The sequence below is a fragment of the Amycolatopsis albidoflavus genome, from assembly GCF_039525725.1.
GTDB classification, from domain to species: Bacteria; Actinomycetota; Actinomycetes; order Mycobacteriales; family Pseudonocardiaceae; genus Amycolatopsis; species Amycolatopsis albidoflava.
In genome coordinates this window covers 163,733-183,227 of the sequence record NZ_BAAAHV010000027.1, presented here as the reverse complement: position 1 = coordinate 183,227, position 19,495 = coordinate 163,733, and the positions used below count along the sequence as shown (strand labels likewise).

Below are 19,495 nucleotides of genomic sequence, written 5' to 3'. Positions count from 1 at the left end.
GACAAGATCGTTGCTGGACGCGAGGTTGTCGGGGAACGGCGACAGCCGGGTCTGGCTGCCCGCGACCTTCACGTTGATCATCGTCCGGCCGATCATCGCGCAGCCGCCCATGCCGCTGAAAATCCCGGTGACGACGTTGGCGATGCCTGCCCGACCGCTCCCGGGTCTTGTTCGAGTGCGCGTCCGTGGATGACGCCGCCTCCCGCCTTCAGGTGAGTCTTGGATCACTCGCTTTACCTGGTCCATCGGGCCGCGCTACGATCAGGGCAGTCGTACAGGACGATCGCCCTGTACGACTGCACAGGGCGATTGACCGAGATGGGGGCGGGATGAGTTCTCCGGCGGCGGCACGCGGCCAAGAGGTACGGCAGCGGTTGCTGGCAGCGGCGACGGAGCTGGTGCCGGAACGCGGCTGGACCGCGGTGAGCACGCGCGTGCTGGCGGATCGTGCCGGGGTGACGTCGAGCGTGGTGCACTACCACTTCCCGTCCCTGCAGGCGTTGTTGCGCGAGGCGGTCCTCGACGCGATGCGCGAGGTGCTGGAGAGCGTCGGCCCGGCGCTGGCCGCGACGCAGAACCCGGCTGACCTGGTGTCCGCGCTGTTCGGGTCGGTCGAGCCGTACACCGGAGTGGATCCGTTGTCGGTGCTCTTCGTCGAGGCCTACCTGGCGGCGCGGCGCGACGACGAGCTGCGGGAACAGATCGGCGGACTGCTCCTGGCGTTCCGCGCGCAGGTCAGCCGCTGGCTCGCCGAACGCGGCGTTCCCGAACCGGATGCGACCACGGAGGTGCTGGTGGCGACCATCGACGGCCTGCTGCTGCACCGCGGCCTCGCCCCCGGCGGCGATTCGGCGGCGGTCACCGCCGTGCTGCGAGGGCTGGTCACTCAACCTTAGGGGGATGCGATGAGAGTCCTGGTCTGCGGCGCTGGCATCGCCGGGCTGGCCGCGGCGAACCGGCTGTCCGCGCTGGGCAACGAGGTGACGCTGGTCGAGCGGTCGCCCGGCCCGCGCCGGCAGGGATACATGATCGACTTCTTCGGCACCGGCTACGACGCGGCCGAGGCGATGGGTGTGCTGCCCGCGATCAAGGAGGCGGCGTACCCGGTTTCCGAAGCGATTCTCCTTGACGCACAAGGGAAGCGCCGATCCGATATTCAGTTCGGCCGGTTCGCGCGCACCGTCGGCGGCCGGTTGCTGAGCGTCCTGCGGCCGGATCTGGAACAGGCTTTGCGCGCGACGCTGCCCGCGGAGGTCGAGCTTCGGTACGACAGCGGCGTAGTCGCAGTCGAGGACGACGGAGACCGAGTCGTCGCCACCCGGTCGGACGGTTCAGTCCTGGAAGCCGATCTGCTGGTCGGCGCCGACGGAATCCATTCCACGGTCCGGCGGCTGGTGTTCGGCGAGGAATCGCAATTCCTCCGCTATCTCGGCTTCCACACCGCGGCGTTCCTGTTCAAGTCGCCCGAGATCCAGGCGGTGGCGGCTGGCCGGTTCTGCCTCACCGACACCGTCGGCCGCCAGATGGGTTTCTACGGTCTGCGCGCCGGAACAGTCGCCGCCTTCGCCGTTCATCGCACGCCCGATCCCACCATGCCCGACGACATCCGGGCGTCGCTGCTGGACACCTACGGCTCGCTGGGCTGGATGGTGCCGGAAGCGTTGACGCACTGTCCGCCGTCCGAGGAGATCTACTACGACCAGGTCGCCCAGATTGAGATGCCAACGTGGAGCAAGGGCCGGGTCACGCTGGTCGGGGACGCGGCGTACGCGGTGTCGCTGCTGGCCGGACAGGGCGCGTCACTGGGCATCGGAGGGGCGTACGTGCTGGCAGATCAACTGAGCCGAGCGTCGACCATCTCCGAGGGGCTGGCGGAGTACGAGCGGCTCTGGCGTCCCGTCGCGGCTGACAAACAGCAAGTCGCCCGCAACGGTGCGCGCTGGTTCCTCCCGGACAGCAAACCGCAGCTCCAGTTGCGTCGGCTCGCGCTGAAACTGGCGCGGGTGCCCGGAATTGACCGATTCGTGGCCGGGAGTTTGACCGGGAAATCCACTGCGCTCATCACGAACCTGCACCATTCGGCGAGGGAAGGAGTCCGACCGTGAACCCGATAGCGCGCACGGTCTTCAAGGCGCCGGCGAAACTGTACGACCGCGACCTGGGTTGGGTGCTGGGCAAGCGTTTCCTGTGCCTCACGCACGTCGGCCGCAAATCCGGCCGGCAGTACCGGACGGTGCTGGAAGTGATCGGCCTCCGTCCTCAAACCGACGAGGTACTGGCCATCGCCGGTCTGGGCCCGTCGTCTGACTGGTACCGCAACATCCAGGCGGCTCCCGCGGCGGAGGTCGCGATCGGTCGCCGAAAGTTCGCTCCCCAGTACCGGATCCTCGACGAACCCGAAGCAGCCGACGCCATCGCGGACTACGAACGGCGAAACCTGCTGCTGCGCCCAGTCCTGCATCCCGTGCTGAGCAAACTGCTGGGCTGGCACTATGACGGCTCCGACGCGGCGCGACACCGGATGGTCCAGCAGTTGCCGATCGTCGCCTTCCGTCCGCGCGGCGGAGCCGAAACCGACCAAGAAGGTACAGACCGCTGATGAACTACATCGCCGAACTGCGCGAACTAGTCGGCACTCGCCCGCTGATCCTGCCCGGAACGTCGGTGCTGATCGCCGACGAACGCGGCAGGCTGCTGCTGGTGTTCCGCGGGGAAAGCCAGGACTGGGGCCTGCCCGGCGGGTTCCTCGACCCCGGGGAGTCCTATGAGGACGCTGGCCGGCGCGAGGTTCGGGAGGAAATCGGCCTGGTGGTAAGGTATCTCGAACTGCTGGGTGTCTATTCCGGACCGGAGTACTTCTACCGGTACCCACACGGCGACGAGGTCCATAACGTGACCGCCGCGTTCACCGCGACCGTCGAGAACACCGAGGTCACTGTGGACGGGGCGGAGATCACCGGGTACGAATTCTTCGAGCTGGACCGATTGCCGGACGACATCATCGCCCCGGAACGGCCGATCGTCGAGGACTACGTGAAGCGGTTCGGCGGCTAGCTCTTTGGCATCAGATTTCCTGCCGCGATGGCTGTTTCAGAGCCGTCGAGCGCGCAGTGCACAAGTCGACATCGGCAGCGTGAACGTGCCTGACGCGGTCTCCGGCCGCTCCGCGAGGAAACCACGGATCCGGTCAAGCGCCGCGGACCGCTCAGGTTTCGGCAGCACCAGCATCCCGGCCCGGGTGGACAGAGTCGCGACTAACGTGTCAGCGGTCCGGGCCTGACCGTGCGGGAACTCGGCTCGCTCCGGCGACTCGAACCTGGTCGGCGAACCGGCTTCCGGAAGATGCGCGGTCGCGGAACGCCAGCCGGACGGGGTGTCGCGCGGCCCGATCGCCGCGCTGCCGCTGACCCGGGCCAGCTCGGCGACCCAGTCCGCCTGGTCGTCCACGACATTCCACAATCCGGCCAGAATCCCGCCGGGCGCAAGGACTCGCGCGATCTCCGGTCCGGCGGCGTCCATGTCGAACCAATGCATCGCGTTGCCGGACAGCACGGCGTCGACGGACCCGTCCGGCAGCGGGATCGTTTCGGCACTGCCTCGCTCGGCGCGGACGTCCGGCAGCGCGCGCCGCAGTTCGCCGAGCATCGCCGGGTCCGGCTCGACCGCGATCACGTCGGCGCCCAAAGCGGCGGTGAGTTTTCCGGTGCCCGCGCCGAGATCGAGCACCCGAGGCCCAGGTGCCGCGTCGAGCGCCCAGCGCACCGCGGCCCGCGCGTAGTCCGGGCGATGCTCGGCGTACGCGGACGCCGCCGCACCGAACGACAAGGCAGGGTGATTCATCCACCGAGCCTATCGGAGCTTCAAGCCTGCCGGAGGCAGAACGGATGCCCAGCCGGACTGGCATACACGCGGCCGGAAAGCCGACGCGCACCCGCCTCCACTGCCCGTTTCTCCGCCGCGGCAAGATCATCCGCGGTGACGTCCACATGCATCTGCTGCGACCCTCCGTCCGGCCATTCCGGCGGCTGTTGCCCGGCGGCGTGCTGAATCACCAGCACCGGAAACCCTTCAGCCCGCAGGAAGTGGTGAGTTTCCGTCGTCGCGACCGAACCGCCGAGCAGCCGATGCCAGAACGCGCTCTCCTCCCCAAGCGACGCCGCGTCGATGATCACCGCACCAAGCTTCAAATCCATGGGACACTCCCTCTGTTGCGACGGTCAGACGGCCGGGATAATCCCGCCGTCGACCCGGAATTCCGCCCCGGTCAGCCATTTCGCCCGGCTGGACGCGAGAAACGCGATCATCTCCGCCACGTCCGACGGATCGCCCGGCCGCCCCATCGGCACGCCCAGCCGGTCCACGATCTGCTGCTGGATCTGGTCCACCCCAACGCCTTCCTGGGACGCGATCTGCTGAAGATGTGCGGCCGCGCCCTCCGTGACGACAAACCCCGGCAACACGCACACGACCCGCACGCCCTGCGCGCTGACCTCCGTCGCCAGCGAGCGGCTGTACACATTGAGGGCGGCCTACGCCGCCGCATAAGGAGCTTCACCGCGCTGCGGCAGGTGACTCGCGATCGACGACACGTGCACGACCACGCCGGACCCGTGCTCGACCATCGCCGGCACCAGCGCACGATCGAGGCGAACGGCGCTGAGCAGGTTCATCTCCAGGTCGGCGAACCAGGATTCGTCGGTCCGCTTGAGTGTCGGCGAGGGTTCGGTCGCCGCTCCCGCGTTGTTGACCAGGACGTCGACCCCGCCGACGCTCTCGACCACCCGGCGGCCAAGCTCCGCCGCGCCTGCTTCGGTCGAGAGGTCCGCGGGGAGAAACGTCGCGGGCAGATCGTCCGGCGGTGCGCTGCGCGAAGCCGTCAACACGGTCGCGCCGGCGGCGGCGAAGCGGCGGACCGTTGCCGCACCCAGCCCTCGGCTGCCGCCGGTCACCAGCACACGGAGGCCCTCGAGACCCTCGTCCGGAACTGTCATGGCATCGCTCCCGCACTAAGGTGAGTCTGACTCCGGAAACGATACACTAAACTGAACCGGACTCACTTTATGGAGGTGCTGGTGCCGTCCACCCGTCCGTTGCGCGCCGACGCGCGACGCAACCGTGATGCGCTCCTCGCCGCCGCGCGAGAAGCGTTCCTCGCCGGAGAGTCCGACGCACATGTCGACGAAATCGCCAAGCGGGCCGGGGTGGCGGTCGGCACGCTCTACCGGCACTTCGAGACGCGGGAAGCGCTCGTGGAAGAGGTGTACCGGCAGGAGGTCGACCAGTTGTGCGCTGTGCCGGCTCAACTGCTCGCGCAGCACGCGCCAGACGAGGCGTTGAGACATTTCCTGCTGCGGTTGGTGGATCACGCGGCCGTCGGCAAGGGGATGGCGGTCGCGCTGGAGAGCATCATGGCGACGGATTCGCCGGTGTTCGAGGACGCCCGTGTGCAGATGGCGGGTGCGCTCGACGAGTTGCTCGACGCCGGTGCCGCGGCCGGAAAGCTCCGCGCCGACATCGGCGGACGCACCGTGCTGCGCGCGCTCGGCGGGATGTGCGGCATGCGCATCACGGAGGGCTGGCGGGACGAGGCAGTCCGGATCACGGAGATCCTGCTGGACGGATTGCGGTACGGGGCTGTGCGGACTTCGTGAGCGGCAGGGGGTCGAACGGGCTGATGCCGGGGCGGCTGCTCGGGCAGTTCGCCTGCCGGTTATCGGCGAGGTCGACCGGTTCCTGTCGCGGGGGTGGCTCGGGCTCAACCAGGGCATGGTCCTGGGATCGAGGCGGGCAACATCGGCAGGTTCACCCAGACCCGAAGCCCGGGCTCGAGGCGACCAACACCGGCGGATTCAGCCAAAGCCTCGCCCGGCCTGCGGGCCTCGCCGTCAACGACGAGGCCCGCCGAACCGGAACCGGACCACCGGCCGCATCTCCGCGGGAGTCTTACTTGCCGAGCGCGTCCACCCCGGCCTGCGCGAAGCTCTCGTCCTGCGCACCGGACGGCGCGCCGGCCACGCCGACCGCCGCGATCGGGGCGTTGTTCGCGTCCACCGGGACCGCTCCGGCGAGGAACAGGGTGCCCTTGATGTCCTTCAGGGTCGGGGCCTGCTGCAGCCGGCCGGTCAGCTCGGAGGTCTTGGCGTTCCACGAAACCGCGGTGAACGCCTTCTCCTCGGCCGACGAGTACGACTGCGGGCCCGCCCCGTCGCCGCGCAGGGTGACGATGGTGTTGCCGTCGCGGTCGACCACCGCGACCGACACGTGCTGGCCCGCCTTCTCGGCGGCGGCGAGCGCGGCCTGCGCGGCCTTCTGCGCGGCGGCGATCGACAGGTGAGTGGTCTGGACCAGGCCCTTCGGCGCGGCCTGAGCGGGAGCGGCGGCGGGCGCGGCGGACGCGGCCGGGGTGGCGGCGTTGGCGGCCAGCGCGCCGGTGGTGGCGGCTCCGATCACGGCGAGGCCGCCGACGACGGTGGCGATGCGGGTCTTGGCGGTGAAGTTCTTCATCGGGTGCTCCTTGGCTTGTCCGGCTTGATGCGTTCATCGTGCGTCCGGGACCGCCTTCACCGGATCGGAGTCTCGGCTCGCCTCGCGGCGCGGAACGGCCGACACTCAGGTCATCCGATCGGCTGATGCCGGCCGGGTTCGCACAGGTCAGGCTCCACTGAGGACCCGAAACGGAGGTGGCGATGACTGATCGGGACGCGCGGTGGCTGGCCGCGACCATGCACACGGCGTTCTTCCTGCTGCTGGTCGCGTCGATCGTGCGCTTCCTCGACCACCATCACGGAGAACCGGCCGCGCCCTGGGTGATCGCGCTGACCGGCTGCCTCGCCGCGGTCTACGCGGTCGGCCTGGTGCTGCGGGTGACCGGTCCGGAGGAGGTGACCGTGCCGTATCTGGCCTGGCTGACCGTCGTGACCGTGCTGTGGGTGGTGCTCGTGCTGCTCGCGCCGAGTTTCGCGTGGTGCGCGGTCCCGCTGTTCGTCACTGGCCTCCGCACGCTGCCGACCGTTCCCGCGTTAGTGCTGGTGACGCTGGTGACCGCGCTGGTGGTGCTCTCCCAGAACCGGCTTTCGACCGGCTTCGACCCGAACCTGACCATCGTGCCGGTCGCCGTCGCCGCCGTGACCGCCGCGGTGATCACGTACCTGCGGCGGCAGGCGGTGCGGCTGCGGGAAACCGAGCGTCGCGCGGGAATGCTGGACGAACGGCAGCGGCTGTCACGCGAGATCCACGACGCCTTGGCGCAAGGTCTGTCCAGCCAAGCGATGCTGCTGCAAGCGGCCGACCGCGCGTGGGCGAACCCGGACCTGGCGCGCGAGCATTTGCATGCGGCACAACAGATCGGCACGCGAAATCTGGCCGAAGCCCGCGGTCTCGTGCAAGACCTGGCCCCGGCCGATCTCGACGGACACTCGGTCGAGGAAGCGCTGCGCAACGTCGCCGAACGCGAACCGCGGCCGGTGCGCGTCCAGGTCGACGGGCCTGCCCGGCCGCTGCCCAGCCGCGTGCAGTCCACTTTGGTCCGGATCGCGCAGGGCGCGCTGGCCAACGCGCGCGAACACGCGGACGCGTCGGGAGTGGCGCTCACCCTCACCTACCTAGACGATGAGGTCGTGCTGGACATCACCGACGACGGCCGGGGTTTCGACCCGGCCGCCCCGAGCGCCGAGGGCCGCGGCCACGGCCTGCCCGCCATGCGCGCGCGGGCGACGCAGCTCGGCGGCCGGCTGACCGTCGAATCCGCGCCCGGACAGGGCACCGCCATCTCGGCCGCGATTCCGTTGGGACCCAACCATGTCTGACGATCAGCCCATCCGCGTCGTGCTCTGCGACGACCACGCCATGGTCCGGGCCGGACTGCGCGCGCTGCTGGCCGGCGCCGGTGGAATCGAGGTCGTCGGCGAGGCGGCGACGGGGCAGGAAGCGCTCAACCTCGCCGCCGCGTTGCGACCGGATGTGGTGTTGATGGATTTGCAGCTGGGCGACGGAATGGACGGCGTGGAAGCGATCCGGCGGCTCCGCTCGGCTCCGACGCCGCCGCGCGTGCTGGTGCTGACCACGTATGACACCGACGCCGACATCACGCGCTCCATTGAGGCCGGTGCCACGGGATATCTGCTGAAGGCCGAGTCCGCCGACGAGCTGTACGCGGCGATCCGGTCGGCCGCGGCGGGACGCACCGCGTTGTCGCCGCCGGTCGCCGACCGGATGATGGCCCAGCTGCGCGCGCCGCGGCCGACGCTCACTGACCGCGAACGGGACATTCTCGAACAGCTCGCGCAGGGGCTGGGGAACCGGGAGATCGCGCGACGGTTGTTCATCAGCGAGGCGACCGTGAAGACGCATCTGGGGCGGATTTACGAGAAGCTCGGCGTGGATACCCGGGCCGGTGCGGTCGCGGTGGCGAAGGAGCAGCGGTTGTTGTCGTGAGTTGTGGTCACGAGGTTTTCGGTGTGGCTCGCATTCCGATGTAGACGCATGGGCTGCCGTTGGCGAGCGTTGAGAACACCACCGGCACTGGGTTCGTGCCGAAGGATTCTCCGCAGGCGGCGAACACTGTTTCGGTCACTGGCGCCAGTTCCGCTTCCAGCGGTGGTGACTGATCGGCGTTGTGCTGTCGTCAGCCCGGCTGGTCGTGGTGATCGTGCCTTCTGGCACGGGTTCCGGGCCGGTGCGGTCGCCGTCGCGAAGGAACAGCGGTTGTTGTCGTGAGTTGCGGTCACGAGGTTTTCGGTGTGGCTCGCATTCCGATGTAGACGCATGGGCTGCCGTCGGCGAGCGTTGAGAACACCACCGGTACCGGGTTCGCGCCGAAAGATTCCCCGCACGCAGCGAACACTGTCTCGGTCACTGGCACCAGTTCCGCTTCCAGCGGCGGCGACAGGTCCTTCATCCCGTCCACGAACTCGTACCTGATCCGCGCTTTGCCGTCGTCGGCCCGGCTGATCGTGGTGATCACGCCTTCCCGCACATAGGTTCCGACCAGCGGCGCGATATCGACCGCGGGCGGGTCGGTCGGCGGCGCGAACGGCGGAGGCATCTCAACGTCGGCCAGTTCGCGCAGCAGTTCGCTGAACAGCTCGTGGTACAGCCGGTCGAAGTCGCCGCCGTTGGTCAGCAGCACGAGCGCCACGCCGGCGTGCGGCACCACTCGCAGGAACGAATGCTGCGCGACGGAACTGCCGTCATGTCCGAACCCGGCGACGCCGTTCCAGTCGTAGAGCGTCCACCCGAGGCCCCAGCCGTCGGCGGAGACGGTCCACTTGTCCGGGCTGTCGACCACCCGGCGCTGCATCAGCGCGACCGCCTCGCTGGACAGCACGCGCGTGCCGTCGGCCGCGACGCCGCCGTCCAGGTGCATCTTCGCGAAGCGTGCGACGTCGCCGGCGGAGATGATGACGCGGCCGTACGGTCCGGCCGAGCGCGGCATCAAATCCCAGGCAGGCGTGGGTTCCTCGCCGAGGTGGCTCATCGCCACCCGGAAGCGCAAAGCTTCCTCGGGCAGCGTCATCGAGTGTTCCAGCCCAAGCGGGGTGAAGAGCAGGTCTTTAACCGCTTGGTCCCACGTCTTGCCGGTCACGACCTCGATGACCCGGCCCAGCACGGCGTACCCGACGCTGCTGTAGGACAGCGCGGTGCCGGGCGGGCAGTCCAGCGCCACCCCGGCGGCGGCCTCGACGTAGCGGGCTAGGCAGTCGTCGCCGCGGCCGGAGTCGTAGGTGAAGTCGCAGGTCAGGCCACCGGTGTGGCTGAGCAGCTGCCGGACGGTGATGGTCTCGGTGGCGACCGGGTCCGGTGTCGCGAATTCCGGCAGCAGCTTGACGATCGGGGTGTCGAGGTCGAGGGCGCCCGCGTCGACCAGGTTCAGCACGACGGTCGCGGTGTAGGTCTTCGCGAGCGAGCCGGACAGAAACACCGAGTCGGTGGTGACCTCGACGCCGGTCCCTCGGTGCAGGACGCCGCTCGCGAGTTCGTGCACCTCTCCGCCGGCGAGCACGGCCAAGGACGCACCCGGAACGCCGTGGGCGGCGCGCAGAGTGTCGAGCCGGGCCTGCCAGTGCGCGTGATTGAAGGACATCAGTTCTCCCCAGTGAGATATTTCGGGCAGGGCGAAATCGCCTGACGAGGTTCGCCAGGCGCGTGGTGAAGCCGGATTTACTTGCTGTGCAAGGCTTCGCGCCGAGCACGCCATTCGACGGCGAGCTCGGGCATCCGCTCGGCGAGGAACTTCGTGAACTCCGCGAGTTCTTCCAGCCGCGCCCGCCGTTCAGCGGGCTGATCGGTCATCGCTTCCAGTCCGCGTCGCGCCAGTGCGCTGAGCGAGGCGTACTCGGACTGGTTGTCGAGCAGGCGCAGCCACACGTCCGGAGCGAGCCGCACGCGGTCGACCCGTTCCCCGGCCGTTCGCGTGCGCTGGACCCAGGACCACTCTTCGAGTTCGCTGATCGCGCTGGTGACCGCGCTGCGGCTGGCCCGCAGCGCGCCCGCGAGTTCGGCGATCGTCTGCTGCTGCGGATCGCAGAGCAGCAGCCAGCCGATCACCCGCCCGGTCATCGGCGTCATGCCGTACTGCCGCGCGAAGTGGCGGCCGGCGTCGTCGGCGAACGCGAGTTCCCAGTCCTCGTCCATGCAGCTCAAGTTAGCGTAATGACTGAGATAACGCAAATCTCCGTTATTTCAGATGGGTAGCTCCTTGCGTGCCACCCCGGCGAGCAGCAGCGACTCGTTGGCCGCGCAGAGCGGGAGCGGCTGGTCGTCCGGGCCCGCCTCCTCCGGATGCCACAGCGGCGTCCAGGTGACGCCGGGGTCGAGCAGCGCGAAGTCCCCGAACAGCTCGGTGATCTCGGCCCGGCTGCGGTAGATGAGATCGGTGCCCGCGTTGGCGTACCGCTCCTTCGCGTCGGCGAGGAGTTGCTCGCAGTGCGGCGGGACGCCCTCGTCGGTGACGTGGGACAGCGCCAGGTACGACCCGGGCGCGAGGAGATCTCGGTAGGCGGCGACGGAGCCGGGCCCGAGGTCTTCGGTGCCGCCGCTGTCCGGGGCGGGCGGCTGCCCGAAATGCAGGACGGAGATGAGCAGCAGGGCTGCCGGCTGGTCCAGGTCGATCACGCCCGATCCGGCGAGCAGGGACCACATCCGCCGCGGGTCGCGCAGGTCGGCGTGCAGGGCGACGTGCCGGGCCGGATCGCCCTGGTCCCGCAGCAGGCTGGTGGAATGCGCGACGGCGACCGGTTCGCAGTCGACATAGGCGACTTTCACCTCTCCGGGGGCGATCTGCTCGGCGATTTCGTGCGCGTGCCCCATCGTGGGGACGCCGGAACCGAGGTCGACGATTTGCCGTATTCCCTTGCGCACGAGATGCCGGACCACCCGGTGCAGAAACCTCCGGTTGGCCTGCGCGATCGGGCGCACCATCGGGTAATCGCGCAGCATGCGTTCGGCGAACTGCCGGTCGATTTCCCAGTTCGCGGTTCCGCCGAGGTAATAGTCGTAGACGCGGGCCACGCTGGGATGGCTGAGGTCGATCCCCGGCGGCGGAAAGGACTCGTGTTCCAGGCCAGTCACCAGCTTCTCCTCGTGGTCGACGGCGCGGGATCAGCGTAGCCGCTCTCCGGGCCGCCGGACAGCGGGCGTACGGGTGCTGATCAGATCCGCTTCGGCTTCTTCGAGAAGAATTGCCGATTCCTCCGCCGAAAGGGCGACACTCGAAAGGGATTCCCAGGATTGCAGATCGGTGTCGTAGGTTTCGGAGTCGTTCATGAACGTCTGGACGCCATTCGACGTTTCGGCGAACGAACGGTCGAGCTTGCTGTTGGCGAACTGCAAAATCGTGAAATCGGGGCCGACGTGCAGCGGCCCTTTCTCGAAAGGCACGAACCGGATCGTCGCCCCGGGATGGTTGCGGGCGAGGCCGAGCAGATGCCGGACCTGGCCGAGCGCGACGTACGGGTTGTCCGTGTGCGCCCGCGTCAGCCGGTGGACCGCGCTTTCGCTGAGGATGAACTTGTACGTCCGGTCCGGGTAGTCGTCGAGGAGCTTGGCCCGCAGCTTGCGTTCGTGCACGGCGTCGGTCACGTCCGTGCGGCCGTAGGCCTGGAACTGCTCCATCATGTAGTCCTCGGTCTGCAGCATCCCGCTGATGCGCTCGCCGGTCCACTTCAGGACGATCGCGGCTTCCTGCTCGGCCTCGAACACCGGATGGAACCAGGCGGGGCTGGCCGCGAGGCGGCGGGCGTTCCACACCCGGTCGGCGCGGGAGGCCTGGTTGTACTGCCGCATCGTCGCCGCGTCGGCGGGAGCGACCTCGAGGAAGCCGATCCACTTGTCGAGCAGATGCGGGTGGACGCGAGTCCTGCCCCGCTCCATCTTGCTGATGTTCGGCTGCGTGTAGCCGAGGGCGTCGCCGAGTTCGCCCTGGGTCAGCCCGCGTTCGACGCGGGCGGCGACGAGAAGCTTGCCCAGCTCGACCAGCTGGGCCTCGACGGAAAGCCGGCTCACGAGGCGCGAGCCGTCCGATCGGGGGAGGAGGAGATACCGTTGCCGGGCACAAAAGCATAGTAGTCCTAGCATTACTCCCGGCCAAGACGGGCGGAGCCCGTCCGGGGCGTCCGGGACGTGTTTCGGGCGGGGGGACCGGGATGACGATCTTTCAGCGGTCGAACTGCCCCTCGCGCAGCGCGCCGGCGAACGCCTCCCATTCCTGATTGCCGAAGACGAGCGCGGGCGAACGGCCGATCTTGGAATCCCGTACCGCGACAAGATCGGGATCGCTCAGATTGACTTCGACGCAGTCCCCGCCGTTGCCGCCGCACGCCGAAGGCCGCTGCCAGGCGGCGTCGTCGAGCGAAGAACTCACGGTGTTCGGATCGTAAGAACTCATGATTCGTCCTTGTCAAGCCGTTGTCTTTTGCTGGCATATTCAACTCAGGATCAAGGATGGAATATGCCGAAGCAAGGCGCGGACTTGCACAATCCCGAAATGGGCCGATAGGTTCACCTGTTTGGCGTCGGGACGGTTTTCTCGCGGTGATCGAGGGTGCGGGCTCTGTCCTGTTCATGGCCGGTATTTGTCCAGTGCGGCAGCGTTATTGGCTGGTCGGCAGCATTCCGGCGAACCGTGGCCGGGTCGCCGTAAGCCGTGGCGGCAAGGCATGTAAGAATATTCTGGCTCGCCCGGTAAGGCATGCATATTCCAGTCGGCGGATGCCTGGGGGCGTGCGATGAACGGAGTAGTTCGCGTGCGGTTGGCTGAATGCCAATTTTTGTCCCGCGATCCGGTTTTCGTGAGAAAATCACAGGTCAGAGGTCTTGGCGACGGCTGGCAGCGCCGCTGTCGCGGTTCTTCGCGGTCCTTTCTCTCTGATCACATGCTACCACTCTTGTGGGTGATGAAAAGCGGTTCCTGATGCGCTATAAATCGCCGCTTACCTCCGAGTGGATGGGCGTTTTGTCCTGTGTCAGCGGGTGCGCGCACGGAGGGTGACTCGGCATTTATCCAGGTGGGGGCGGGTCGGCACCTGATTGGACGCGCGCGAGCCGGAGTTCGGTCGCGGAGTTCGTTTTCGCCGAAGTCCGCGGAAGTGCCGGGCTGAACCGGCGGACTGATATCGCGCACGGTAGTTCGTCGTGTCTCTTTACCGTTAATCGACAGCTGGGCGCCGCTCGGCGAGACGACCGTCAGTAGGTCTCGAGGTCTGCCCGCTCTTGGCCAAGATGAGAACTATCGAACTGGGTCGCGCGCCCGGAGAGATAGATGTGGCCCCCTGTTGCAGCAGGGGGCCACGGGGATGTCTGAAACCTCTTCTAGGCAAAGGAACAGACGGCATGACTCTACCGCTGGAGAACGCCGGCCCGCCAGACGACGACCGCGCCGGACGAGTGGAACGCGTCGAATTCGGCGCGGCCGTCGCACCGGCCCGCGGCGGGCGGCGAATCGCGACTCGGGACGAAATGGTGGCCGCCGCGACGAAAGTCTTCGCCCGCCGCGGCCCGGGACGGCACCGCAAACCGGTCGCACGCGGCCGGTGGGTGTGTGCGGCGTCCGGGGCGCTGGCGTGGGTGACGCCAGTGTTGTGGGCGTGCCTGCAACTGGCCTTCGCCGCGAGCGTGATCAGCACGGTGGTGCTGCTGATCAGCCCGGTGGTCGGGGTCGCGGTCGCCGGGCTGGTGCTGATCTGCAGCGCGGTGCTGTTCAACCAGGCGCGCCCCAGCCATCGGCGGTAACGGCGTTCCGCGATTTTTCCGTGTCCTGCGGCTGATCTCCGCTACAGTGGAGTCCGTGCCGGAGTTCCAGCTGCCGCTCTACGGAGCCGACCGCGATCGTGGCGACCTCGCTCCCTGAGTCGTCCCGTTTTTCTTCCTCCGTCACCTCATTCTTTCTTCAGGGAGCCTCCTCATGTCTGGCCTGCGCGCGTTCGTTCACGCCCTGCCCAAAGCCGAACTGCACGTCCATCTCGTCGGTTCCGCCAGCGTCGAAACAGTTCTGGCGCTGGCCCGCCGGCATCCGGAAGCCGGCGTGCCCGCGGATCTTGCTGAGCTGGCGGAGTTTTTCGTGTTCCGCGACTTCGACCATTTCCTCAAGGTCTACTGGGCCGTCCAGTCGATGCTCAAGGACCGCAACGACATCCGCACCCTCGTGACCGGTCTCGCGGCCGAACTCGCCCGCCAGAACGTCCGCTACGCCGAAGTGACTGTCACGCCGTACAACCACCTCCTCGACGGCCTGCCCGGCGACGAACTGCTCACCGGGCTCGTCGAGGGCCGCGCCGTCGCGAAGGCGGAGCACGGCGTGGAATTGGCTTGGTGCTTCGACATTCCCGGGGAGAAGGGCCTCCGAGCCGGACGGGAGACCGCGGTGTTCGCGCTGCGGGAACGTCCGGACGGACTGGTCAGCTTCGGCCTCGGCGGCCCGGAAATCGGGGTCGGCCGGGCACAATTCGAGCCGTTCTTCACCGCCGCGCGCGAGGCGGGCCTGCACAGCGTGCCGCACGCCGGGGAAACGAGCGGCCCGGCGACCATCTGGTCGGCCGTCCACGACCTCGGCGCGGAACGCGTCGGCCACGGCACGAGCTGCGCGGCGGACCCGGCGTTGCTGGCCTACCTCGCCGAACACCGGATCCCGCTGGAGGTGTGCCCGACGTCGAACGTCCGGACCCGCCAGGTGCCCTCGATCGCGGCGCATCCGGTGCGGCGGATGCTCGACCACGGGCTCGTTGTCACGCTCAACACCGACGATCCGCCGATGTTCGGCGCGACCCTGGAAGGCGAGTACCTGACGGTGGCGATGACGCTCGGTTTGCGGGCGGCTGAGGTGGCTGAGCTCGCGAGGAACGCGGTACGGGCTTCGTTTCTCGGGGAGGCGGGGAAGGCGGAGCTGCTGGCGGAGATCGACTTGGTGGCGCAGGACGCCGGCGCGGAGGTTTAACCGGCTGAGGCGCGGCGGAAGTGGCCGTCGACGTTACTTGACCAGCGTCTTTCCGCTGGCCGCGGTGCCGATCGGTCAGTTCGGCGTGCGCACCGTTTCGTCCGCGTCAGAGGTCCGCTCGCTGACTTGGCGAAGCAACGTCAACGCCTCCTCCGAAGCCGAGCCGGCCGGGGTCGTGCACACGATCAGCACCTGCTCCGGCGACCGGGCCACCGACAGCGTCTGCTGTGTCACCCTCACCCGGCCCACCACCGGATGCCGCAACTCGTACGAATCGGCGTCGCACGGGCCGACCCGGTGATCGCGCCACAGCGAGACGAACTCCGGGCTCTTCATCGTCAGCTCGCCGATCAGTTCGGCCAGCAGCGGGTCGTCCGGGTGCTTTCCGACGGTGATGCGCAGGTTGCCGACCACCGCGCGGGCCTTGCGTTTCCAGTCCGCGTACAGGTCGCGGCAGTGCGGGTCCAGGAACAGCATCCGGCTCAGGTTGGGGCGTTGGGCCAGGTCCAGGTGCCCGGCCAGCAGGGCATGGCCGAGGGTGTTCCACGCCAGCACGTCGGTGCGGCGTCCCAGCACCAGCGCCGGGACGCCGTCGACTGCGCGGAGGAGGTCGCGCGTTTCGTCGGCCAGCTTCTCCGGGCGTGGACGGCGCGGCTTGGGCGTGCGGCGCGCCGCGTCGGCGAGGCGGTCGAGGTGGGCGCGTTCGTGGGCGTCCAGTCGCAGGGCGCGCGCGATCGCGTCGAGCACTTCGGCTGACGCGCCTCGGGAGAGTCCCTGCTCCAGCCGCGTGTAGTAGGAGACGCTGACGCCGGCCAGGTGCGCCAACTCTTCCCGGCGCAGGCCGGCGACACGACGGCGTGGTCCGACGTCCGCCAGGCCGACGTCGGAGGGGCGCAGCCGGGCTCGTCGTGCGTGCAGGAAGTCGCCTAGCGGGCCAGCGGTCATGGCTTCCACTATCCGCCGGGTGCGACAGCGCTGCCACACCCTGCGCGGGGTAGGAAAACGCGGGACTGGTCCGGGCGCGCTCGGGCGCCCAGGCTCGGTCGCATGAACGAGATCATTCTGGGCGACGTCACGGTCACCCGCGTCAAGGAGTTCTACGGCTCGGTCGAGATGCGCCCGGACCAGTTCTTCCCGGACAGCCCGGCGGGCTCGTGGGACGAGCACGGCGGCTGGCTGGCCCCCGATTTCTGGGATCCGGAGACCGGCGAATGCCAGTCGGCGATCCAGTCCTGGCTGCTGCGCAGCGAGGGCCGCACGATCCTCGTCGACACCGGCGTCGGCAACCACAAGGACCGGCCGTACGCGCCGGTGTGGAGCCGCCTCGACACCGGCTACCTCGAGCACCTCGCCGCCGCCGGTGTCTCGCCCGAGGACGTCGACGTCGTCGTCAACACCCATTTGCACATCGATCACGTCGGCTGGAACACCCGCCTCGACGGCCGAGACTGGGTGCCGACCTTCCCGAACGCCACCTACCTGATGCCGTTGCGGGACTTCGAGTTCTGGGATCCGGCGAACGAAAACGAGACCGTGTTCGGGCGCGGGAACCAGAACGTCTTCGAGGACAGCGTCGCGCCGGTGCGGCAGGCCGGTCAGGCCCGGCTGTGGGACGGGACGTACCGGATCGACAAGAATCTGCGGCTCGACCTCGCGCCCGGGCACACGCCCGGCTCGTCCGTCCTGACGCTGGATTCCGGCGGCGACCGGGCGCTGTTCGTCGGCGACCTGGTGCATACCCCGCTGCAGATCGCGGAGCCGGAGACCAATTCCTGCTTCTGCGAGGACCCGGCCGAGGCGCGGGCGACTCGGCGCGCGCTGCTCGGCCGAGCTGTCGAGGACAACGCGCTGCTGTTCCCGGCGCACTTCCCTGGATCCGGAGCGGCGGAGGTCGAGCGGGACGGGTCGAAGTTCGCGATCAAGAAGTGGGCCGGGTTCTCCCGGATCTCCTAGAAAGAAGTGATTCCTATGTCTCAGCAGGAAAATCCGGTCGTCGAGACCGCGGCGGGCGCGGTCCGCGGCCAACGCGGCGCAGCGGGCGAATCCTACCGGGCCATTCCCTACGCCGCCGCTCCGAGCGGGCCCGGCCGGTTCGCTCCGCCGGTGCCGCATCCGAGCTGGTCCGGAGTCCGCGACGGGACCCGGCCGTCGCCGACCGCGCCGCAGCCTGTCCGCGACTTCGGTCGCCTCGATATGAGCCCGTACTTCGGGCCGGGCTGGGTCCCTGGAACGGAATATCTGACGGTCGACGTTCGTACCCCGGCCGCGGACGTTGGAAACCGTCCGGTCATGGTTTTCGTGCACGGCGGCGGGTTCGTCACCGGGTCGACCCGCGCCGCGCTCTACGACGGCAGCGCCTTCGCCCGTGACGGCGTCGTCCTCGTGACGGTGAACTACCGGCTCGGCATTCCGGGTTTCCTTGCCCTGGAGGGAGCACCGGACAATCGCGGGCTGCTCGACGTCCTCGCCGCGCTCCGGTGGGTGCGCGATTCGATCGCCGCGTTCGGCGGGGATCCGGGAAATGTCACGGTGTTCGGGCAATCCGCGGGAGCGACGCTCACCGGTGCACTGCTCGCGACCCCGGAGGCCAAGGGACTGTTCCGGCGCGCGATTGTCCAAAGTGGAAGCGGCACGGGTGCGTTCACTCCGGAGCAGGCGCGACGGGTCACGTCGGCTGCTGCTGCGGCGTTGGGCGTCGATCCGATTGCGGCGGCGTTCGCTGATGTCTCAGACGAGCGGTTCCTGGAGATCTTGCCCGCGCTGGCCGGGCTGGATCTGCGGACCGCCACCGCGACGGACCCGCTGGCCGGGCTCAGTCCGTTCAGCCTGGTCCTGCCGGTGCAGCCCGCGGACAGCCTGGTCGGCGACGTCGACCTGCTGATCGGCACGAACGCCGAGGAGGGGCGGCTTTACCTGGTACCGCAGGGAAAACCGGACGACACCGCTGGCCAGCTGGGCGAGGCGCTGTTCGGGGCTGGCACCACTCGGATGGCGCGGGCGCACGCTGAGATCTCAACCGGCCGCACCTATGTCTATTCGTTCGGGTATCGCTCCACTGCGCTGGACGGTCGGCTCGGCGCCGCGCACACCGTCGAGCTGCCGTTCGTCTTCGATCTCGCCGACGAGCCCTGGCTGCACGGTGACACTGGCCTGCTCGGTCCGGATGCCGCTCCGGCCGGCCTTGCGGCGGAGATGCATGCCGCTTGGGTCGCGTTCGCGCGGGAGGGGAAGCCGGGCTGGGCAGCGTACGACCCGCAACGGCCTGAGGCACATCGCTTCGGCTGAACGTCACCGGGCGGCTCGGAGCGCGGCCTGATAACTCCCTGGAGTCTGGCCGAGGATCGCGGCGAAGGTCTCGATGAAGCTGGTCGGATTGGCCCATCCGCACCGCAGCGCGGTGTCGGTCACCGAACGGCCCTGCCCGAGATGGACCAGCGCGTGCTGGACGCGCAGCTGCGAGCGCCACTGCGAGAAGCTCATCCCCAGCTCGCCGCGGAACAACCGGCTCAACGTTCGCTCGCTGGCCCCGACGGCCCGGCCGAGTTCGCCGAGCGTGGCGGATTCGGCCGGGTTCCCGCGCAGGAGATCGGTGACCGCGCGGAGCCGGTCGTCGGCCGGTTCGGGCAGGTACACCGGCTGTTCGGGGAGTTCGGTCAGCTCGTCGACCAGCACCCGGAGCAGCCGATCCCCGACATCCGGGCGCAGGGTCGTGCCGCCGGTCAGCTTCAAGACCGCGGCGCGCAGCAGCGCGGACACGGTGAACACGGTCGGCGCGGAGGGCAGCTCGGCGCACAGCTCGGCGGGCACCTCCAGGATGCTGACCTCGGTCTCGCCGTAGGCGCGATGGCCGTGCTCGAAGCGAGGCGGCGTCCACGAGATGCGGTCCGCGGGCGCGACCCACGTGCCCCGTTCGGTGGTCGTCGCCAGCAGCCCGCTCGCCGCGTACAGCAGCTGTCCCCGCGCGTGCTGATGCGCGGCGACCCCTTCCCCGTGGGCCAGCGACCAGCGGCCCTGGATGGGATCGTCGCCCGACCAGCAGGAGTGGCGGCGGTTCGGCATCGGTTCCCA

General features: G+C 68.8%; 21 protein-coding genes and 2 pseudogenes. 11 read left to right on the top strand and 12 right to left on the bottom strand.

Features of this window, described 5'->3' with window-relative positions; all coding sequences use genetic code 11:
* Positions 1–33: 33 nt before the first annotated feature.
* Positions 34–187 (bottom strand): annotated as a pseudogene (locus tag ABD156_RS47930) (SulP family inorganic anion transporter); the annotation flags it as partial.
* A gap of 142 nt (positions 188–329) precedes the next feature.
* Here ABD156_RS47930 and ABD156_RS42500 point away from each other — a divergent pair.
* Genes ABD156_RS42500 through ABD156_RS42485 form a run of 4 tightly spaced genes read left to right on the top strand, consistent with a single transcriptional unit; the run spans position 330 to position 3,054 of the window.
* A complete protein-coding gene (locus ABD156_RS42500) occupies positions 330–896 on the top strand; it encodes a TetR/AcrR family transcriptional regulator (RefSeq protein WP_344286905.1) in 567 nt (188 codons plus the stop codon).
* Between the two features lie 9 nt (positions 897–905).
* The gene (locus tag ABD156_RS42495) at positions 906–2,105 is read left to right on the top strand and encodes an FAD-dependent monooxygenase (protein ID WP_344286903.1); all 1,200 of its coding nucleotides are present in this window, start codon (positions 906–908) and stop codon (positions 2,103–2,105) included.
* Positions 2,102–2,599 carry a nitroreductase family deazaflavin-dependent oxidoreductase gene (locus tag ABD156_RS42490; RefSeq protein WP_344286901.1) on the top strand — a complete coding sequence of 166 codons (498 nt, stop codon included), beginning with the start codon at positions 2,102–2,104 and terminating at the stop codon, positions 2,597–2,599. The genes ABD156_RS42495 and ABD156_RS42490 overlap by 4 nt, the downstream gene beginning before the upstream one ends.
* On the top strand, positions 2,599–3,054 hold the full coding sequence (locus ABD156_RS42485; RefSeq protein WP_344286899.1) for an NUDIX hydrolase: 456 nt from the start codon (positions 2,599–2,601) through the stop codon (positions 3,052–3,054). Before ABD156_RS42490 ends, ABD156_RS42485 begins: the two co-directional genes overlap by 1 nt.
* A gap of 36 nt (positions 3,055–3,090) precedes the next feature.
* Here ABD156_RS42485 and ABD156_RS42480 read toward each other — a convergent pair whose 3' ends face one another.
* The 3 genes and pseudogenes from ABD156_RS42480 to ABD156_RS42470 form a co-directional block, all read right to left on the bottom strand.
* Entirely contained in the window at positions 3,091–3,840 is a 750-nt protein-coding gene (locus tag ABD156_RS42480) for a class I SAM-dependent methyltransferase (RefSeq protein ID WP_344286898.1), read from the bottom strand.
* A 20-nt stretch (positions 3,841–3,860) separates the two neighbouring features.
* A complete protein-coding gene (locus ABD156_RS42475) occupies positions 3,861–4,193 on the bottom strand; it encodes a VOC family protein (protein ID WP_344286897.1) in 333 nt (110 codons plus the stop codon).
* A 24-nt stretch (positions 4,194–4,217) separates the two neighbouring features.
* A pseudogene (locus ABD156_RS42470) lies at positions 4,218–4,991 on the bottom strand (oxidoreductase).
* Between the two features lie 81 nt (positions 4,992–5,072).
* Here ABD156_RS42470 and ABD156_RS42465 point away from each other — a divergent pair.
* Positions 5,073–5,651, top strand: a complete 579-nt coding sequence (locus ABD156_RS42465; protein ID WP_344286896.1) for a TetR/AcrR family transcriptional regulator — start codon at positions 5,073–5,075, stop codon at positions 5,649–5,651.
* Positions 5,652–5,943: 292 nt separating this feature from the next.
* On the opposite strand, the gene ABD156_RS42460 is transcribed toward ABD156_RS42465, so the two are convergent.
* Complete coding sequence (locus tag ABD156_RS42460) at positions 5,944–6,504, bottom strand: GlcG/HbpS family heme-binding protein (RefSeq protein ID WP_344286894.1); 561 nt, start codon at positions 6,502–6,504, stop codon at positions 5,944–5,946.
* Positions 6,505–6,686: 182 nt separating this feature from the next.
* Here ABD156_RS42460 and ABD156_RS42455 point away from each other — a divergent pair, with 182 nt between their 5' ends.
* Entirely contained in the window at positions 6,687–7,805 is a 1,119-nt protein-coding gene (locus tag ABD156_RS42455; protein ID WP_344286892.1) for a sensor histidine kinase, read from the top strand.
* Positions 7,798–8,433: a response regulator gene (locus tag ABD156_RS42450; RefSeq protein WP_344286890.1), complete on the top strand. Its 636-nt coding sequence runs from the start codon at positions 7,798–7,800 to the stop codon at positions 8,431–8,433. The genes ABD156_RS42455 and ABD156_RS42450 overlap by 8 nt, the downstream gene beginning before the upstream one ends.
* A 289-nt stretch (positions 8,434–8,722) precedes the next feature.
* On the opposite strand, the gene ABD156_RS42445 is transcribed toward ABD156_RS42450, so the two are convergent.
* The 5 genes from ABD156_RS42445 to ABD156_RS42425 all read right to left on the bottom strand — a co-directional run bounded on the left by ABD156_RS42445 (position 8,723) and on the right by ABD156_RS42425 (position 12,883).
* On the bottom strand, positions 8,723–10,081 hold the full coding sequence (locus ABD156_RS42445; protein ID WP_344286888.1) for a serine hydrolase domain-containing protein: 1,359 nt from the start codon (positions 10,079–10,081) through the stop codon (positions 8,723–8,725).
* Between the two features lie 77 nt (positions 10,082–10,158).
* The gene (locus tag ABD156_RS42440) at positions 10,159–10,632 is read right to left on the bottom strand and encodes a GbsR/MarR family transcriptional regulator (RefSeq protein ID WP_344286886.1); all 474 of its coding nucleotides are present in this window, start codon (positions 10,630–10,632) and stop codon (positions 10,159–10,161) included.
* 48 nt (positions 10,633–10,680) lie between these two features.
* Positions 10,681–11,568: an SAM-dependent methyltransferase gene (locus ABD156_RS42435; RefSeq protein ID WP_344286884.1), complete on the bottom strand. Its 888-nt coding sequence runs from the start codon at positions 11,566–11,568 to the stop codon at positions 10,681–10,683.
* Between the two features lie 30 nt (positions 11,569–11,598).
* Positions 11,599–12,501 carry a Scr1 family TA system antitoxin-like transcriptional regulator gene (locus tag ABD156_RS42430; RefSeq protein WP_344286882.1) on the bottom strand — a complete coding sequence of 301 codons (903 nt, stop codon included), beginning with the start codon at positions 12,499–12,501 and terminating at the stop codon, positions 11,599–11,601.
* Between the two features lie 151 nt (positions 12,502–12,652).
* A complete protein-coding gene (locus tag ABD156_RS42425; RefSeq protein ID WP_344286881.1) occupies positions 12,653–12,883 on the bottom strand; it encodes a DUF397 domain-containing protein in 231 nt (76 codons plus the stop codon).
* A 944-nt stretch (positions 12,884–13,827) separates the two neighbouring features.
* Here ABD156_RS42425 and ABD156_RS42420 point away from each other — a divergent pair.
* Both ABD156_RS42420 and add read left to right on the top strand, forming a co-directional pair.
* Positions 13,828–14,226 carry a hypothetical protein gene (locus ABD156_RS42420; RefSeq protein ID WP_344286879.1) on the top strand — a complete coding sequence of 133 codons (399 nt, stop codon included), beginning with the start codon at positions 13,828–13,830 and terminating at the stop codon, positions 14,224–14,226.
* A 172-nt stretch (positions 14,227–14,398) separates the two neighbouring features.
* Positions 14,399–15,427, top strand: a complete 1,029-nt coding sequence (gene add / locus ABD156_RS42415; RefSeq protein ID WP_344286877.1) for an adenosine deaminase — start codon at positions 14,399–14,401, stop codon at positions 15,425–15,427.
* Positions 15,428–15,502: 75 nt separating this feature from the next.
* Here the strand turns inward: add and ABD156_RS42410 are convergent, their stop codons facing one another.
* Positions 15,503–16,372: a helix-turn-helix domain-containing protein gene (locus tag ABD156_RS42410; RefSeq protein WP_344286875.1), complete on the bottom strand. Its 870-nt coding sequence runs from the start codon at positions 16,370–16,372 to the stop codon at positions 15,503–15,505.
* 102 nt (positions 16,373–16,474) lie between these two features.
* On the opposite strand from ABD156_RS42410, the gene ABD156_RS42405 reads away from it, so the two are divergent.
* Entirely contained in the window at positions 16,475–17,380 is a 906-nt protein-coding gene (locus tag ABD156_RS42405; RefSeq protein ID WP_344286873.1) for an MBL fold metallo-hydrolase, read from the top strand.
* A gap of 15 nt (positions 17,381–17,395) precedes the next feature.
* Positions 17,396–18,712, top strand: coding sequence for a carboxylesterase/lipase family protein (locus ABD156_RS42400; protein ID WP_344286871.1), 1,317 nt, complete (start codon positions 17,396–17,398; stop codon positions 18,710–18,712).
* Between the two features lie 3 nt (positions 18,713–18,715).
* Here the strand turns inward: ABD156_RS42400 and ABD156_RS42395 are convergent, their stop codons facing one another.
* Positions 18,716–19,486: an AraC family transcriptional regulator gene (locus ABD156_RS42395; RefSeq protein ID WP_344286869.1), complete on the bottom strand. Its 771-nt coding sequence runs from the start codon at positions 19,484–19,486 to the stop codon at positions 18,716–18,718.
* Positions 19,487–19,495: the final 9 nt, after the last annotated feature.

Coding starts and splice junctions, on each gene's coding strand:
- ABD156_RS42500 (WP_344286905.1), top strand. CDS start 330: ATGAGTTCTCCGGCGGCGGCACGCGGCCAAGAGGTACGGCAGCGGTTG.
- ABD156_RS42495 (WP_344286903.1), top strand. CDS start 906: ATGAGAGTCCTGGTCTGCGGCGCTGGCATCGCCGGGCTGGCCGCGGCG.
- ABD156_RS42485 (WP_344286899.1), top strand. CDS start 2,599: ATGAACTACATCGCCGAACTGCGCGAACTAGTCGGCACTCGCCCGCTG.
- ABD156_RS42480 (WP_344286898.1), bottom strand. CDS start 3,840: ATGAATCACCCTGCCTTGTCGTTCGGTGCGGCGGCGTCCGCGTACGCC.
- ABD156_RS42475 (WP_344286897.1), bottom strand. CDS start 4,193: ATGGATTTGAAGCTTGGTGCGGTGATCATCGACGCGGCGTCGCTTGGG.
- ABD156_RS42460 (WP_344286894.1), bottom strand. CDS start 6,504: ATGAAGAACTTCACCGCCAAGACCCGCATCGCCACCGTCGTCGGCGGC.
- ABD156_RS42455 (WP_344286892.1), top strand. CDS start 6,687: ATGACTGATCGGGACGCGCGGTGGCTGGCCGCGACCATGCACACGGCG.
- ABD156_RS42450 (WP_344286890.1), top strand. CDS start 7,798: ATGTCTGACGATCAGCCCATCCGCGTCGTGCTCTGCGACGACCACGCC.
- ABD156_RS42445 (WP_344286888.1), bottom strand. CDS start 10,081: ATGTCCTTCAATCACGCGCACTGGCAGGCCCGGCTCGACACTCTGCGC.
- ABD156_RS42440 (WP_344286886.1), bottom strand. CDS start 10,632: ATGGACGAGGACTGGGAACTCGCGTTCGCCGACGACGCCGGCCGCCAC.
- ABD156_RS42425 (WP_344286881.1), bottom strand. CDS start 12,883: ATGAGTTCTTACGATCCGAACACCGTGAGTTCTTCGCTCGACGACGCC.
- ABD156_RS42420 (WP_344286879.1), top strand. CDS start 13,828: ATGACTCTACCGCTGGAGAACGCCGGCCCGCCAGACGACGACCGCGCC.
- add (WP_344286877.1), top strand. CDS start 14,399: ATGTCTGGCCTGCGCGCGTTCGTTCACGCCCTGCCCAAAGCCGAACTG.
- ABD156_RS42410 (WP_344286875.1), bottom strand. CDS start 16,372: ATGACCGCTGGCCCGCTAGGCGACTTCCTGCACGCACGACGAGCCCGG.
- ABD156_RS42405 (WP_344286873.1), top strand. CDS start 16,475: ATGAACGAGATCATTCTGGGCGACGTCACGGTCACCCGCGTCAAGGAG.
- ABD156_RS42400 (WP_344286871.1), top strand. CDS start 17,396: ATGTCTCAGCAGGAAAATCCGGTCGTCGAGACCGCGGCGGGCGCGGTC.
- ABD156_RS42395 (WP_344286869.1), bottom strand. CDS start 19,486: ATGCCGAACCGCCGCCACTCCTGCTGGTCGGGCGACGATCCCATCCAG.